The sequence below is a fragment of the Parabacteroides sp. genome, assembly GCF_977054455.1.
Map to the genome: position 1 here is coordinate 36633 of NZ_CDRTCT010000025.1, position 16857 is coordinate 53489.

Genomic DNA, 16857 nt, shown 5'->3' on the forward strand with positions numbered 1-16857 from the left:
TTACCCGCAAGTGTAATTCAAAATACACGCCCTATTAATCCCATTTTCATGCGGTGGTGGTTTCATTTTGATAGTTCGGAACCGGATGCCTCCCGACAAGTAAATTCTAAAATTTCGAGCCAAAAACTTTCGTGATACACGGAAAAGCCTTACCTTAGTGCACTTTTTGAAAGGTGAGATATTGAGTGTAATTAATATAAAACTAAATGGTTGATCAAGACAGAATTATTAAGATTAACATCGAGGAGGAAATGAAATCGGCATACATTGACTATTCAATGTCTGTCATCGTTTCACGCGCCCTTCCGGATGTTAGGGATGGTTTCAAGCCGGTTCATCGTCGTATTTTGTTCGGAATGAATGAATTGGGTAATACATCCGACAAACCTTATAAAAAATCTGCGAGAATTGTTGGTGAAGTTTTAGGTAAATATCATCCACACGGCGACTCGTCCGTTTATTTCGCAATGGTTCGTATGGCACAGACATGGTCTATGCGTTACACGCTGGTGGATGGACAAGGAAACTTCGGTTCGGTGGACGGCGACAGCCCTGCCGCCATGCGTTATACGGAAGCAAGATTGAGCAAACTTGCCGAAGAAATGCTGCGCGATATCGACAAAGATACGGTTGATTTCCAGCTGAACTTTGACGATACGCTGAAAGAACCGACCGTATTGCCGACTCGTATTCCGAATCTGCTGGTAAACGGCGCATCCGGTATTGCCGTCGGGATGGCGACAAACATGCCTACACATAACCTTAGCGAGGTGCTGGACGGCTGTATGGCCTTCATCGATGCCCATGGGGAAATGGAAGTGGCTGATTTGATGCAATATATCAAAGCTCCGGATTTCCCGACCGGCGCGACTATCTATGGATATGCCGGCGTTAAAGATGCTTTTGAGACAGGCAGGGGACGGATCATCCTGCGCGGAAAAGCAGAAATCGAAACGGAGGGCAATCATGAGAAGATCATTATCACCGAGATTCCTTACCTTGTCAATAAGGCGGAATTGATCAAATATATCGCTGATCTGGTAAATGAAAAACGTATCGAAGGCATTTCCAATGTAAACGACGAGTCGGACCGTACCGGTATGCGTATCGTCGTGGATGTCAAAAGAGATGCCAATTCGAGCGTAGTGCTGAACAAACTCTATAAGTTGACGGCTTTGCAGTCTTCTTTCAGTGTCAATAACATTGCATTGGTGAACGGGCGTCCGCGCCAGCTTAACCTGAAAGACCTGATCAAGGCATTCGTCGATCACCGCCATGAAGTCGTGATCCGCCGTACCAAATACGAATTGCGTAAGGCCGAAGAGCGTGCCCATATCCTGGAAGGCCTGATTATTGCTTCCGACAATATCGATGAAGTCATTGCAATCATCAAGTCGTCCAAAAGCCCGGCCGAAGCCATCGAACGTTTGATGGAACGTTTCTCCCTGTCGGATATACAATCTCGCGCCATCGTAGAAATGAGACTTCGCCAATTGACGGGCCTGGAACAGGATAAACTCCGTGCAGAGTATGAAGAAATCGAAAAATTGATCGCATATTTGAAGGAAATTCTGGAAAATGACGATCTTTGTATGAAAGTCATCAAAGACGAATTGCAGGAAATCAAGGACAAGTACGGAGACGAACGTAAAACAGACATCGTCTATGCCTCCGAAGAGCTTAATCCGGAAGACTTCTATGCAGATGACGAGATGATCATTACCATCTCCCACATGGGATACATCAAACGTACGCCGTTAAGTGAATTCCGTGCACAGGGACGTGGCGGAGTAGGGGCCAAAGGTTCCGAAACGCGTGATGAAGATTTTGTGGAATACATCTATCCGGCCTCCATGCATGCCACCTTGCTGATCTTTACGGCAAAAGGAAAATGTTATTGGCTGAAAGTATTCGAAATTCCGGAAGGGGCGAAGAACTCGAAGGGTAGAGCGATCCAGAACTTGTTGAACATCGAACCGGACGACAAGGTCAACGCTTTCATCCGCGTCAAGAAACTGACGACAGATACGGAGTTTATCAATTCCCATTACCTCTTGTTCTGCACAAAGAAAGGGGTGATCAAGAAGACCCTGCTGGAAGCATATTCCCGTCCTCGTCAGAATGGTGTGAATGCCATCACATTACGGGAAGACGACGGCCTGATCGAAGTGTGTATGACAAATGGCAATAACGAGGTTCTGATTGCAAACCGCAACGGACGCGCCATCCGTTTCCATGAGAGTGCAGTACGTGTCATGGGCCGTACGGCATCCGGTGTGAGAGGTATGACACTCGACGATTCCAACGATGAAGTGATAGGAATGGTTTGCATCAAGGACAAAGAAAAGGAAACTGTACTGGTGGTGTCCGAACAAGGTTACGGCAAACGTTCCAACATCGAAGATTATCGTATTACGAACCGTGGAGGTAAAGGCGTCAAGACCATCAATATTACGGAAAAGACCGGTAAACTGGTAGCTATCAAGAATGTTACGGAGGAAAACGATATTATGATCATTAATAAATCCGGTATCGCGATCCGTATGAAGGTATCTGACCTGAATGTCATCGGACGTGCAACACAAGGGGTACGCCTGATCAATTTGGGGAAACGTAATGACGAAATCGCCTCTGTATGTAAAGTGCTGTCACAGACTGAAGAAGAGATCGCTGAAGAAAAGGCACAGCGTGAAGCTTTAGAAGATGCGGCAATCCATGAACATCCAATAGGGAATACCGATTTCGAAGATGTCTCTGATGATGTCGAAAGCAATGAAAATGCGGACGATACAGAAGAAACAACTGAGGAATAATTTAAACAAATAGAAATATTAATCTCAAATCACTATCACAAATGAAACGAGTATTATTGACAGTTGCACTATGTGTTGCAGCATCTGCCTCTTTCGCACAGAAAAAAGTTGTGAACGAGGCGCAGAGTATTGCGAAAGGAAGTAACGCAGATTTCGGAGAAGCCAGAACCTTGATCAAAGGTGCGTTGGAAAATCCGGAAACCAAAGACGACGCTAAAACTTGGTATGTAGCAGGTTTTATTGAAGATCAGCAGTTCAATGCCGAAAGAGCTAAACAAATCTTGGGACAGCAGCCTAACGAACCGGTTATGTACGAAGCTTTGTATGGTATTTTACCTTATTTCCAGAAAGCCTACGAACTGGATCAGTTGCCGAATGAAAAAGGCAAAGTAAAACCTAAATATTCAAAAGATATCAAAAGTATCTTGAGTGCAAACCATGTGTACCTGTTCAACGGCGGTGCCTATTATTTTGATAAACAAGAGTATAAGAAAGCATACGATTTCTTCAACCAGTATGTGGAAATATCCGAACTGCCGATGTTCGCAGGGACTCAGACTGCTGAAAAAGACTCTACATTCATGACGGTCCAGTTCTATGCAGCCGCAGCGGCTTCCTTAGCCAAAGATTCCAAATTGGCTATCGCCGCTTTGGAACGTGCCAAGAATACTCCTTATCGTCAATATGATGTTTTCCAGTATCTTTGCTACGAATACGGTGAAGCAAGAACAGCTCAGGACTCTGTCATGTTGGAAAAGACATTTGAAGAAGGTATGCAGGTGTTCCCGGATTCGGCTTTCTTCCTGAACAACTTGATCAATACATACATCTATTCCAATAGAAATGAAAAAGCATTGGAAATGTTGAATGTCGCAATCCAGAAAAATCCGAATGATGCCAACCTTTACAACGTAATGGGACGTGTCTATGAAACCGGATTGAAAGATAATGCCAATGCTGAAAAGTATTTCAAAATCGCTTTGGAAAAAGACCCGAATCTGACAGATGCACTTTCTAATATCGGTCGTATCTACTACAACCAAGGCGTAAACAAATTAAGCGAGGCTAATATGATCAATGATAGCAAGAAATATCAGGAAGAATTAGCCCTGGCAAAAGAATTGTTCAAAAAAGCGCTGCCTTATTATAAAAAAGCTCATGAAGCAGAACCTGAAAAAATGGACAACATGATCGCTTTGAGAGGTATCTATTACAATTTGAACATGGGTCCGGAACTGGAAGCCATCGAAGCTGAAATGAATAAATAATAGATCGGATAAGATTTAATCAAAAAAGGAGTTCTCTGAATCGGAGAGCTCCTTTTTATTTTAAGAAACTCTTGTTCATAGAAAGAAAAGACAGGCTGTTACCGGGATCAGACGGGTTCGGCAAAGAATTCCAATAATACTATTAAACATAATCGTAATTATCTAAAGTAAACATCTGAGGCATAGATGGGTTATATATAAGGAACACAAAAAAAGCCCGTATCCAACTTCACAGTTACATACGGACCAAACAAATAACAAACTCTACTTATATGAAAAAACAAATACTACTAACTTAATCATGTCGGGAATTTCTTTGGATGTAATTCCTAACTCATTTTATCATATAACAGCACGCAATCCAGTTTGGTTCAGAAATAATGAAAAAAAAATTCACTTCCGGTAAGCTTAAATATGCATCATAAGCCATATAATCCTGTATTACAGAAATATATCATTTATGAAATAACTAATATCATTTTTAAAACATGAACCTCTTTTCTTTCATGTACTTTTAAAATCAAATTTCAACCTAAAAAGATATTACCATGAAGGAATTGAAAATGTTTATTGATGGCAGATTCATAGAAAACGAATCTGGAAAATGGATTAAGGTATTGAATCCTTCTACCGAAGAAGTGATCTCATTAATGCCGGACGGTACGGTCGAAGATGCTAAAAGAGCGATCGATGCTGCAGAAAAAGCTCAGGATCAATGGGAAAGAACACCTTCTATAGAAAGGGCCGCTTATCTGACCAAAATTGCAGAAGGTATCCGCAAAAGAGAAAAGGAACTGACTGATATAATTGTTCGTGAAGGTGGAAAGACGCAAGGCCTGGCTAATGTGGAAGTCCTTTTTACGGCAGACTATATCGATTATATGGCTGGATGGGCCCGCCGGTATGAAGGTGAAATCATCCCCAGCGACCGTCCGCGTGAAAGCATATTCCTGTTCAAGAAAGCAATTGGTGTAACGACCGGTATTCTCCCCTGGAACTTCCCCTTCTTCCTGGTTGCACGCAAAGCTGCTCCGGCTTTGATTACCGGTAATACGATCGTGGTAAAACCGAGTCAGCTTACACCTGAAAATGCATACGTTTTTGCACAAATTGTAGAAGAAGCCGGTTTGCCGGCCGGAGTTTTCAATCTGGTGAACGGGCGCGGCTCGGTGATTGGCCATGAGCTGGCAGCGAATCCGAAAGTCGGCATGGTCAGCCTTACGGGAAGTGTGAGTGCCGGACAACAGACAATGGCGGCAGCAGCTCCTAACATAACAAAAGTGTCTTTGGAATTAGGTGGAAAAGCTCCGGCAATCGTGATGGAAGACGCGGATATGGATTTGGCGGTGAAGTCGATTATCGCTTCACGCGTGATCAATACAGGACAAGTATGTAACTGTGCGGAACGTGTTTATGTAGATAAAAAGATCAAAGATCTCTTTATGGAAAAACTTGTGGCCGGCATGAAGCAGGTGAAAGTCGGCAACCCGAACGAGATCGCCGACTTGGATATGGGACCGCTGATCGAAGCAAATGCCTTGGCTGCCATGGAACAAAAAGTTGAGAAGGCGGTTCAGCAGGGAGCCCGACTTCTGTGCGGCGGTCATCGGATCGGAACAAAAGGATATTTCTTCGAACCGACAGTACTGGATTGCGCCACACAAGAAATGGATATCATACGGGAAGAGACCTTCGGTCCTATCCTGCCCGTTGTCGAATATACGGATATCAACGATGCGATTGCATGGGCAAATGACTGTGACTACGGATTGACATCTTCCGTCTATACCCAAAATCTGGACCATGCATTCAAGATCATGCGCTCGCTGAAGTTTGGCGAAACATATATCAATCGTGAGAACTTTGAGGCTATGCAGGGTTTCCATGCAGGTTGGCGTAAGTCCGGAATCGGCGGTGCAGATGGAAAACACGGTCTTGAGGAATATTTACAGACGCATGTCGTTTATATAGAAACCAAGGAATAGAAGAATCGCCATTATATGACCCGTGCCATCGTTGTGACACAATTGTGCCAATGCGATGGCACTGTCGTGTCACTGCATTGGCACAAAAGAAGAATAGCTTATACCTGTTCCAACAGGTAGTATTCGGAAAGGATATCCCGCACTTTCTCCGGAGTCAGGCGTCCATAGACTTTTCCGGCAATCGTAACGACCGGAGCCAGTCCGCAAGCACCCACACAACGCAAGCAATCCAATGAGAACAAGCCGTCGGGTGTAGTCTCTCCTACTTTGATCTCCAGCTGGCGCTGGAATTCATCCAAGACTTTCTCGGCTCCCCGTACATAGCAGGCCGTTCCCAGACAGACGGAAATTGGATATTTCCCCTTCGGAGTCATGGTAAAGAACGAATAGAACGTGACCACCCCATATACCCTGGAAACCGGGATATGCAACCGGCCGGCAATGATCTCCTGCACTTCGCGAGGCAGATAACCGAATATGCCCTGGGCGGCATGCAATATGTTGATCAGCTCTCCCGGATCGTTATTATGTTCATCACAGACAGCCAACAATTCATTGATCTTTATCTGAATCAAATGTATTTTCATCTTATCCATCGTTTATCCCTCCTGATTTTCTTGCGTAAACATATTAATGGCTTCCTTACGGTCGAAATAGTGCGTATGCAACAGCTTGTGGGCACGCGGTCCGCACGGTTCTCCCAGATAGTCGGCATAAAGAGCTTGAATATAAGGATTCTCATGGCTCTTGCGAAGCGTCTTGCCGCGATCCTCCTGATAGAGAGCCGCCGCACGTTTGCGCAGCACCTCCATCCTGCCCCTGTGGAACGGTTGGCCGCCACCACCGATGCAACCGCCCGGACATGCCATGACTTCGATGGCATGATAGGGCGACGTGCCGTTTTTGACTTCTTCAACCAATCTGCGGGCATTACCCAAACCATGTGCAATTCCTATTTTTATCGGTGTCCCATCGAAGTCTATTGTTGCACTGCGAATACCTTCTAACCCGCGAAGTTCTTCAAAATCAATTTTAGGAAGAGGTTTTTTCGTATATAGCTCGTACGCCGTACGACAAGCCGCTTCTATCACGCCTCCGGTTGTTCCGAAGATAACGCCGGCTCCTGTCGATTCGCCTAACGGACGATCGAAATCGCTATCCGGCAGTTCCGCGAAGTTTATGTTTGCATAACGGATCAGGCGGGCCAATTCGCGCGTATAGATCGAAATATCGACATCCGGATTGCCATCGACCGCAAATTCCGGACGGCTGGCTTCATATTTCTTTGCCAGGCAAGGCATGATCGAGACGACAACGATCCGCTTCCGGTCTACTCCCAATTTTTCGGCAAAATAGCTTTTGGCAATCGCGCCGAACATCTGCTGCGGGCTCTTAGCTGTCGACAGGTTGTCTAATAATTCCGGGAAATGCTGCTCGACAAAGCTGACCCACCCCGGACAGCAACTCGTCATCAACGGCATTTTTACTTCCTGATCGCCTTTCAGGTATTTCCCGATCCGTTGCAACAGTTCCGTTCCTTCTTCCATAATAGTCAGGTCGGCGGCGAAATCCGTATCGAAAACATAATCGAAGCCTAACCCGCGGAGGGCGGAAACCATCTTGCCAGTCACCAGCGTTCCCGGCTCATACCCGAAATCGCGTCCTAAAGCCGTACGCACGGCCGGAGCTGTCTGGGCTATCACGATCTTGTCCGGATCGGCCAGCGCATCCAATACCGGCTGTTGCGTATTCCGTCCGCTCAACGCGTTTACCGGACAAACCGATACGCACTGGCCGCAATAGGAACACGTACTACCGGCAATATCCCGTTCGAAAGCCGTAGAGACGGCGGCGTTAAAGCCCCGATTGACAGCAGTCAAAGCCCCGACGGTCTGGATATTATTACACATAGTCTCGCAACGGCGGCACATGATGCATTTGTTCATGTTGCGCACGATAGAGGGTGAACGGTCTATCTGGAACGTAGACATCTCGCCTTTATAGCGAATCTCGCGTATCCCCAAGTCATGGGCGATGGTTTGTAGTTCACAATGCCCGTTACTGCTGCAAGTCAGGCATTCTGCCGGATGGTTGGACAGGATCAGTTCCATCACGGTTTTCCGGGCATTCATCACACGCGGACTGTGTGTCTGTACGACCATCCCTTCCGTGCACTCCGTTTTACAAGAAGGAGCCAGATTACGGCGACCTTCTATTTCGACCACGCAGATACGGCAGGCACCCGGGTTATTTTCATAATGCAAATCTTCCAACTTCATGTAACAAAGAGTCGGAATGCGGATGCCCATTCCTTTTGCGGCATCCAGGATCGTGGTTCCTTTGGGGACTTCCACGGGTCTTCTATCTATAATAAGTTTTACTGTTTCCATAATTTTAATTGACAATTGTCCCTTGTTTTAGTGCACATAAATGGCTCCGAACTTACATCTCTCTATACATGAACCGCACCGGATACAAGTCTGCGGGTCGATCACATGCGGAACTTTCTTGTCTCCCGTGATCGCATTCACCGGGCACATGCGGGCACAAAGCGTACATCCCTTGCATTTCTCCGGATTGATGAAATATTGCGTCAGTTCGCGACACTGATGGGACGGACAACGTTTTTCCTTTACGTGGGCCAGATATTCATCATAGAAGTTATCCATCGTAGACAAAACCGGGTTGGGCGATGTCTGCCCCAGGCCGCATAAGGCCGTGTCTTTGATCACGCCGGCCAAGTTGCGAAGCCGGTTCAGGTCCTCGATCGTTCCGTTGCCGGACGTGATCTTTTGCAACATCTCGTGCAAGCGTTTGTTGCCAATCCGGCAGGGAGCACATTTGCCGCATGATTCCTCGACCGTGAAATCCAGATAGAATTTGGCCATAGCCACCATGCAATCGTCTTCGTCCATCACGATCATACCGCCCGATCCCATCATCGAACCGGCGGCTAAAAGATTGTCATAATCGATCGGCAAATCCAGATGCTTCTCGGTCAGGCAGCCCCCCGAAGGTCCTCCAGTCTGCACAGCCTTAAACTTCTTTCCATCCTTTATGCCTCCCCCGATGCCAAAGATCACTTCGCGTAGGGTCGTTCCCATCGGGACCTCTATCAGCCCGACGTTGTTTACTTTTCCCGCAAGGGCAAAGACTTTCGTCCCTTTGCTTTTCTCCGTACCTATGCTGCTGAACCATTCGGCGCCCTTTAACAGGATAACCGGCACATTGGCATATGTTTCCACATTGTTCACATTGGTCGGACATCCCTTGTAGCCGTGTTCGCTTGGGAAAGGAGGTTTAACGGTCGCTTCTCCGCGAAGCCCCTCCATACTATGTATCAAAGCCGTTTCTTCACCACAAACGAATGCCCCTGCCCCATAGCGTATCTCGATATCGAAAGAGAAATCCGTCCCGAAGATGTTTTCACCCAGCAGGCCATATTCTTTGGCTTGCCGGATTGCAATCTTCAACCTCTCTACGGCCAACGGATATTCGGCCCGGATATAAACCAGCCCTTTCGTGGCTCCCGTACAATATCCGTTGATCGCCATCGCTTCAACGATGGAATGCGGGTCACCTTCCAGGATGGAACGGTCCATGAATGCCCCCGGATCACCTTCATCCGCATTACAGACGACATATTTCTGGGGAGCTTTCACTTTACGGGTTATCTGCCATTTCAAGCCGGTAGGGAAACCGCCTCCTCCCCTGCCACGCAAGCCACTGTCCATGATCTCTTTGATCACCGATTCGGGCGTCATCTCGGTCAAGGCTCTACCTAAAGCCACATAACCGTCGCGGGCGATATATTCGTCTATATTTTCGGGATTGATAAAACCGCAATTCCTTAGAGCGATGCGGAGCTGTTTCTTGTAAAAATTGATATGCTTGGAATCCGGCACTTGCTCGTTCGTTTCGGGGTTGACGTAAAGAAGCCGTTCCACCTTGCGTCCTTTCACCAAATGTTCCCGGACAATGTCTTCGGCATCCGTCGGTTTTACCTGGACATAAAACGTATTGTCGGGGACCATCTTAACCACCGGCCCTTTTTCACAAAAGCCGAAGCAACCGGTGCGGATCACCTGTACGGTCTCCTGCAACCCATGTCGTTCGACGGCCTCTTTCAGATTTTGAAGTATAAGTTCACTCTGCGATGCACGGCAGCCGGTACCGCCACACACCAGTATATAACTACTGTACTGTGCCATTATGTAAGTATTAAATGTTTAAGGAAGTTTTCGTTATTCCGGTTTAACAGCCGTGTAAGTGACCGGGATGATATCGTCCAGCAATTCTCCGTGCCGGATATACCGGTCGATGATTTCATCCACCTTCGCTTTCTTCACATGTCCGAAAACAAGAGGTTCTTTACCCGGCAGGGTAACTTCGACAGTCGGTTCGGCATAGCAATATCCCATGCATCCGGTTTGTGTCACCAATGCATCTACTTTTTCACGATCCAGCGCTTCAATGAAATAATTCATGATCTCTTTGGCTCCGGCGGCAATCCCGCAAGTAGCCATAGATACCCGGATCTGCACCATTTGTTCAGGATGATTACTTTTCTCTCTAATGTCCAGGGTCGAGCGCAAGGTTTCACGCATCTTCCGCAGGTCATCTAATGTTTTCACTTTATTCATGGTCTACACTATTTTAAGGTATTCTACGCTCTAAAAAGCTATATCGCAAACATACATATTTTTCCGGAATAAAGCCCATCTTTTCTCTTTTATCCCAAGGCTATTGTATAAAAAAAGTCAGGGAAGCCCTAATGCATAGCTTTAGGGTCTCTAAAGCTATGGGTTAGGGAGTCTAAAGCTATGGGTTTTGAAATGAAAGTGAAAACAATATGCCGCCCTCTGCTATTTATCCTCGACAGCACGTGTCTGCAATACTTTGGAATTAGGCGGAACGCTATGGGTAAGCCAGATGTTCCCACCGATCACGGAGCCGTGGCCAATGGTGATCCTTCCTAAAATAGAGGCGTTGGAATAGATCGTAACATAGTCTTCGATAATCGGATGCCGCGGCACGTCCAGAGGCAACCCTTCGGCGTCCAGGGTAAAGCTCTTCGCTCCCAATGTCACACCTTGGTAGAGGCGGACATGATTCCCGATTACGGCCGTCTGTCCGATCACGACACCCGTACCGTGATCGATACTGAAATATTCTCCGATTTGCGCTCCCGGATGAATGTCTATTCCCGTGTCCGAATGAGCCATTTCCGTTATAATACGCGGAATCACAGGTACGCCGAGTTTCAATAGTTCATGCGCTACCCGCTGATAAAGAATGGCATGAATGGCCGGATAGCAGAAAATAATCTCGCTGGGGCTTTTGGCTGCCGGATCGCCATCCAAGATTGCTTTCACATCCGTCGATAACAGGTATTTGATATGCGGGATCTTATTGATAAAAGCAATCGCTATTTCAGAAGCACGATCCTTGGAGTCGCAACAACGTTCGACCTCGAAGCACAGGCCGTTATAGATTTGTTCCTGCAACAGGTCGTAGGCCTGCTCCAGATATACGCCTGTATAATATTGTATGGAATCCGTCTGCGCCTCCTGTTCCGTCCCGAAGAAACCGGGGAAAATAACCTTGCGGAGCAAACTCATGATCTCCCTGAGCGCCGTCACCGACGGTGAGGGTTTCTGGTGTAGCGGAATGTATTTATACTCCGCTAAACCTGTAGTCGATAAAAGCTCTACGTTTTTTTGAATCTCTTCTAATATCTTTGTCCTGTTCATGATTAATTATCCCATATCGGATTATACATGATAAATTTGTTGGCATAATATAGATCCTGTCCCAAAATATAGATTATGCCATTCAACATAAACATATGGTAATTGTTCATGCGATAACCCAATAATGAACGAGCTGTCCATTCACGACTTGACAAATTATATTCCCATATCTTCCCGTTATTATCAATCATAAAAAAGCTGTTTCGCTGTTCATCATAGACACCGGATGAGACACTTCCTATTTTGTCAGGAATAGAGATCGGGTTCCATAACTTCAAACTATCGGAAGATTCCCAAAAACCGTTCCTTATGCCACTTCCGCCTTCTCCCAATCCGGCATAAACCTTATCTCCCACAACCTGGACAATACCACCGCGCTGACGAGCCGGGAATTCAGCGATTACATCCCAACTTCCTTCTTGCAATGACAGGTCGTAGCGCAATATCTCATTCATGTTATTGCTTCCATCCGATCCACCCAGAACATACAAAGAGTCCCGATAGACAAAGCTGACAGAACCGAAACGGCCTCCCGGTAGCGAAAATTGGGCCGGTTCCGACCAATTGTTGTCCAAATTGTAAATCTGGCAATTAGCCCCTATTGTTTGTTTGTCTATACCGCCGAAGAGATATGCCTGGTTTTTATACACAGCTGCACTCATTTGAGAGTAGGCATTCGGACACTCAGCCATAGGAATCCATTCATCGGCCTCTACATTATATCCGAACATCTCTTTACTCCGTTCGCCGCCTAAATCTCCCCCTATGACATAGATACGAGGAACTGAGTTTTGATCCTCAAGGACAAACCCGGCAGAAAATTGTCTATTAGCCCCCGGATAAATATTTTTACTTTCAAAAATATCCGGAGTAGTAAAAGATTTAACCTCTCCATAGCCGGTCAAACCGCTTTTATTAGTAGCATAAGTTCTGGCATAATAGACCGTAGCCCCCTTTAATGAAGGTAATGCATACATGAAAAGCGTATCTTCTACAATCACATGATTATCCTTGATACTCGGTTCCTTATTGCTTGAAGACCAGCAAATCCCCCACTCGGTGGCAGCACTGTTTCCTCCATTCTGCAACTCCCCGCCAATATGAACCGTTCCGTCGCTTTTGATTGAATCAGAGGTGATGGGGAATGTTATAATATTCGGTTTCTCGCTTTTTGTCGAAATCGTAATTTCTTCTTCGCTATATACCGTGCCGAAGTCATTCACGGCATAAGCCCGTGCATAATATTTTTTGGCCGATTCCAATCCCCGGATCCTTCCGGTAAACTTACCATCATCCGCGAGATTCGTACAAGCGATCGTGTCGGCTTCTATCGTCGGCCCTTCCTCTACGCTCCAGCAAAAGCCATAGGCACTGACAGGCGCATCTCCCTCATTGATCAATAAAGCCGACAGATCGGCCGTGGTGAAAGTCGTACTGTCTTTTATCAGATTCAAGTTACCCACCAAAGGTTTGCCATCCGTAGTCCTAAAAGAATCCACATTAAAAGCGAACTCGCCAAACTGATTTTTGGCAAAAGCACGGACGTAATACCAAGTCTCCGGCTCCAGATTCGTAATCTGGCAGGAGAAAGTATCGACAGTTGCCAAGTCACTCCCTTCGTATGTGATGACGGAATCTTGATCCGAAGGTTCGATATCTCCGGCTTGTTCCTTTTTCTTGTAGTAGAAACCTAATTTTTCAATGCCGACTCCCTTGTGCTTGACTTTTCCTTTCACCCAGGTGGATGTTGCTTTTATTGTAGCACTATCCACTTCCAGAGTCGCAACTTCTCCAATACCATTGATTGTCGTATATGCTCCTTCTGTCTTTGAAAATGCAGTATCTACATCATTAACGGCATAGGCATATACATAATATTTTGTACTATCTTTCAAATTGGACATGGTAGCTGTAAAATTATGATTTTCGATTTTATCAGCTTTTGCATATCGTTGGTTACGCATGTTATCAAGCGGTTCCGTCCCTTTCTGGGTACTCCAACACACCCCGCATTCTTTTATTGGCAAACCGTTTTCTTTCATTATTTGAGCCTTTAACGTGATCGAAGAAGCATATGCCTCTCCTTCCATTGAAGTCTCGGAAACCTCCGGTGCCTTTGCATTCTGCAAACGCGTATCCATATCCGGATCTTCCACACATCCGGAAAACATCCATAAAAAGGAAACTGCTGATAAAAAGATCAAGTATATGTGTTTCATAAATTATTCTTATTAGAAAAACAGACCGACACCGGCATTCAAATCAACATATTTAAAATTCAACGTATTGCACCCTGCACTTACAAACACAGGACCGAATTTGACCATTACATCCAGATCAGCAGCCAACCCGCTATAAGAATAATCCAAATTCTTCGCCCAAAAGGATTTTTCTATTCTATAATCCGAATTGTCGATTGTGATGTATTCGCATAATAACTCCCGACTGCCATATCCCAAACCTACGGATGTATATAACCAGGAAGTACATTTAACGACCAAACCGGCCGTCCCGGCATAGCTATTCACCTTTTTCCTGTTCGTGAAATGAAAGGAATGATCGGGTGCGGAACCGACATACTCATCTGTTCCCCGGCATTCCCCGTCATAATCCTTAAAACCCAGATTGGTTTTAAAACGCAGGAACCAGCCCAAACGGGATTTCACGCCTCCCACTGTCAGGCCATAAGGAGCCTCTATGGAATAGGCATAACCCACAAAGAACTTCATCGGTTCTTTGGGCTTATCCGGCTTTGTTGGGTTGGCAGAGGGATAAAAGACAGGCTCCACCGGTTTGCGGAGTGTTTCCAGACGGTCTTGCCAGGATTTTGCCAAAGTCTCATTCTTGGAAGTTCCTATGCCTTCGGTATAATAGACTATCAGCCGCGAAATAGCTGTCGTATCCTCATTATTGGCCATCAGTTCCAAGCAAGCCCGGCACTTGTTCATCAGACTGTGCATCGAAGGACGCATCCGCTGGTTGGCTAACCAAATCGATGTGAGCTGTCCGATACTGTAAGGGTCGCATTGCACGACACCTTCTTCATACCACATCCTTGCATCGCTATAGTCCAGGCGTTTCATCGCCTCGTCACCTTTTCTGTTATATTCTGTTTTTTGTTGGGCCAGCAAGCACATCGGCAACACAACAAAAAGAGTTAAAATCCAAAGTCTTTTCATAAACACGTTAATAATACGTTGATCCTTCATTTACCAATACGCCATCAGCATTATAGATATCGAACAAACCATCTTTACGTTCGAAGGCACGGCCATTTTCTGCAATTCCGACATTCCGGTATTTACATGGAATGCGTTCGTTGGCATCCGCATCGATCGCCCCGTATAACATGGTCGATTTCTTTCGTACAATTGTCAAGTTCCCGAAAGTCTTCTTCATCTCATACTGGGCTTTCCTGTCGGCCAAAAGTTTGGCGGCTTCCTTTTCGTCACAAGAAATCAAAAGTCGTACGACCTCTTCCGTCAACTTGGTTTCTTTCGCTTTTGTGAAATCTATCTTTGCATTCGTAAAGTCCGCTTTTCCCATCTTCTCCTTGCCGGAAGCTATTAAAGCGGCATATTCCGCATCAATCTCTTCCACAGTAGGCTGCGCGGGCTGTATTGTTATTCTATTCTCTTCAGCCGGGACCTGCTTTGTCTCCGGTTGTTTCCGGGGTTCATCAACACCAACGGGCCTAACCGTTTCCGGTTGTCGGGGCATGGCTGTCTCCGTTTTCTTATCATCCTCGCCAAGCATAGATTCTTCTTTCACCTCCGAAACAGTCGTGCCTTGAAGGATGTCTACCGAATCTTTCTCCTCTTCGACCGGACGAATCAACTCCGTTCCATCCGGTTTCGTAGAAGCCTTGTTCCCCTGCACCAAGAAAGCGACTGCAGATCCTACGCAGGCAAATATAGCAATAACCACGGATATCAGCACCCCATTTCTCTTTTTCTTACGGGGCTGAGTAAGAATTTCTTCGCTGTTTACAATCGTACGATCTTCGTCATCCTCATTCTGAGGCGATTGCTCATTGTGATGTATCACCGTTGTCTCATCATCCGCTTCCTGTCCGTCTGTATTCTGTAATTCATTCGCGGGTGTTTCCTCTTCCGCAGGAAAATCTAATGCATCCATCATTTCGTCTACCGTTTGGAAACGATCGGCCGGAATGATCTGCATTGCCTTGATTATGGCGGATTCCGTCTTAGGAGATATATCCTTATTCAGCTCCGACGGATTCTGCAAAGGACGTGTTGCCCGCAAAATGGATTCGGTCGGAATCTTTCCTGTCAAAAGGTTATACATGGTAGCGCCAAGCGAATAGATGTCAGGACAGGGAGAAAAGCTCTGTGTCCCTTCGTTATCATATTGTTCGATCGAGGCGAATCCTTTTGACAAGGTAAGCATGGTCGTACTTGTCTCCTGTTGCTCGATGTCGTACCGCTTGCTTACGCCGAAATCGATCAGCCGCGCTTTCCCTGACGAGTCGATCAGGATATTGCTGGGTTTGATATCCAAGTGAAGAATGTTCTTTTCGTGTACAAACTGGAGTGCTTTTCCAATCTGGCGAACATATCTGAGCACTTTCGTTTCCGGCAATACGCCTTCCCTGTCCATCATATATTTGAGCGAACAGCCGGAAATATATTCCATGGCGATATAAGCCGTGTCGTTTTCTTCGAAAACTTCCAGCACATTCACTATATGGGGATGATGGACTTCTGAAAGTATCTTGGCTTCCTTGATAAGTTTCTCCTTGAATTTATCGAAAAGAACCCTCCCTGTCTCGGAATGCACCTTGACAGCGAATGATGCTGCTTCCCTGTAACAATAGTCTTTAAAGAAGTATTCTTTTATACAAATAGGCACCTCTGTTTGCACAGTTCCTAACGAGCCCTTCACTTCCGTATACCAGACGCCTTTGTATGTTATACCAAAGCCGCCCTGACCAATTACATGAGTGATCCGATATTTTCCATTCTGAAGAACATGTCCGTTTGGCAAATTCATAACTATACTATGCGCAATTCTATTA

11 protein-coding genes are annotated in these 16857 nt (G+C 45.9%); 3 read left to right on the forward strand and 8 right to left on the reverse strand.

The window, feature by feature from the left end:
* Positions 1-206 precede the first annotated feature (206 nt).
* The 3 genes from gyrA (at position 207) to aldA (ending at position 6066) form a co-directional block, all read left to right on the forward strand.
* A complete protein-coding gene (gyrA, locus tag ACW6QF_RS13435; protein ID WP_298549428.1) occupies positions 207-2813 on the forward strand; it encodes a DNA gyrase subunit A in 2607 nt (868 codons plus the stop codon).
* Positions 2814-2854: 41 nt separating this feature from the next.
* Complete coding sequence (locus tag ACW6QF_RS13440) at positions 2855-4081, forward strand: UDP-N-acetylglucosamine--peptide N-acetylglucosaminyltransferase SPINDLY family protein (protein ID WP_298549430.1); 1227 nt, start codon at positions 2855-2857, stop codon at positions 4079-4081.
* 548 nt (positions 4082-4629) lie between these two features.
* On the forward strand, positions 4630-6066 hold the full coding sequence (gene aldA, locus ACW6QF_RS13445; protein ID WP_298549432.1) for an aldehyde dehydrogenase: 1437 nt from the start codon (positions 4630-4632) through the stop codon (positions 6064-6066).
* Between the two features lie 98 nt (positions 6067-6164).
* Here the strand turns inward: aldA and ACW6QF_RS13450 are convergent, their stop codons facing one another.
* The 8 genes from ACW6QF_RS13450 to ACW6QF_RS13485 all read right to left on the reverse strand — a co-directional run bounded on the left by ACW6QF_RS13450 (position 6165) and on the right by ACW6QF_RS13485 (position 16832).
* Positions 6165-6653 (reverse strand): NADH-quinone oxidoreductase subunit NuoE family protein, encoded by a 489-nt coding sequence (locus ACW6QF_RS13450; RefSeq protein WP_186931222.1) that lies wholly within the window; start codon positions 6651-6653, stop codon positions 6165-6167.
* 12 nt (positions 6654-6665) lie between these two features.
* Positions 6666-8456 carry an NADH-dependent [FeFe] hydrogenase, group A6 gene (locus tag ACW6QF_RS13455; protein WP_456088205.1) on the reverse strand — a complete coding sequence of 597 codons (1791 nt, stop codon included), beginning with the start codon at positions 8454-8456 and terminating at the stop codon, positions 6666-6668.
* Between the two features lie 27 nt (positions 8457-8483).
* Positions 8484-10277: an NADH-ubiquinone oxidoreductase-F iron-sulfur binding region domain-containing protein gene (locus ACW6QF_RS13460; RefSeq protein ID WP_456088206.1), complete on the reverse strand. Its 1794-nt coding sequence runs from the start codon at positions 10275-10277 to the stop codon at positions 8484-8486.
* A gap of 33 nt (positions 10278-10310) precedes the next feature.
* Positions 10311-10709: a (2Fe-2S) ferredoxin domain-containing protein gene (locus ACW6QF_RS13465; RefSeq protein ID WP_008157757.1), complete on the reverse strand. Its 399-nt coding sequence runs from the start codon at positions 10707-10709 to the stop codon at positions 10311-10313.
* Between the two features lie 222 nt (positions 10710-10931).
* Positions 10932-11819 (reverse strand): serine O-acetyltransferase, encoded by an 888-nt coding sequence (locus ACW6QF_RS13470; protein ID WP_456088207.1) that lies wholly within the window; start codon positions 11817-11819, stop codon positions 10932-10934.
* A 2-nt stretch (positions 11820-11821) separates the two neighbouring features.
* Positions 11822-14038 (reverse strand): Kelch repeat-containing protein, encoded by a 2217-nt coding sequence (locus tag ACW6QF_RS13475; protein ID WP_456088208.1) that lies wholly within the window; start codon positions 14036-14038, stop codon positions 11822-11824.
* Positions 14039-14050: 12 nt separating this feature from the next.
* Positions 14051-14998 (reverse strand): hypothetical protein, encoded by a 948-nt coding sequence (locus ACW6QF_RS13480; protein WP_456088209.1) that lies wholly within the window; start codon positions 14996-14998, stop codon positions 14051-14053.
* 7 nt (positions 14999-15005) lie between these two features.
* Positions 15006-16832: a serine/threonine protein kinase gene (locus tag ACW6QF_RS13485; RefSeq protein WP_456088210.1), complete on the reverse strand. Its 1827-nt coding sequence runs from the start codon at positions 16830-16832 to the stop codon at positions 15006-15008.
* Positions 16833-16857 lie beyond the last annotated feature (25 nt).